This window comes from Paralimibaculum aggregatum, assembly GCF_030270585.1.
GTDB lineage: Bacteria > Pseudomonadota > Alphaproteobacteria > Rhodobacterales > Rhodobacteraceae > Thermohalobaculum > Thermohalobaculum aggregatum.
Genome location: NZ_BSYI01000149.1, coordinates 1 through 447 on the forward strand (window position 1 = coordinate 1; position 447 = coordinate 447).

General features: G+C 64.9%; 1 protein-coding gene. It reads left to right on the plus strand.

Annotation, left to right across the window (positions count from 1 at the left end; all coding sequences use genetic code 11):
- Positions 1-447: DDE-type integrase/transposase/recombinase (locus QSJ97_RS24715; RefSeq protein ID WP_285675163.1), on the plus strand; the 447-nt coding region annotated here is incomplete at both ends.

Below are 447 nucleotides of genomic sequence, written 5' to 3' on the forward strand. Positions count from 1 at the left end.
AGCCCGGGATCAGACGGCTGCGGATCGAGCTTCAGCGGCTTTACGGCGTCCGGCTCGCGATCGACACGATCCACAAGGTGCTTTGCCGACACGGCCTGAACAGGCTGAAGCGCCAGCGCCTCGTCCGAAAGCGATGGAAGCGGTATGCACGGCCGATCCCGGGCGACCGCGTGCAGATGGATGTCTGCAAGATCGGACCGCGCCTGTACCAGTACACCGCGACAGACGATTGCCCGCGATATCAGGTGGCTGGCCTCTTCCCGAACAAGTCCGCCACGTCGACCCCCGCCTTTCTCGAGCAGGTCGTCGAGGAGATGCCGGTGTCGATCCGGCGCATCCAGACCGACCGCGGGCAGGAGTTCTTCGCCTGCAAGGTCCAGCACAGGCTCCGGAAGTGGTCGATCAAGTTCCGTCCGATCCGGCCGCGCTCACCGCATCTCAACGGCA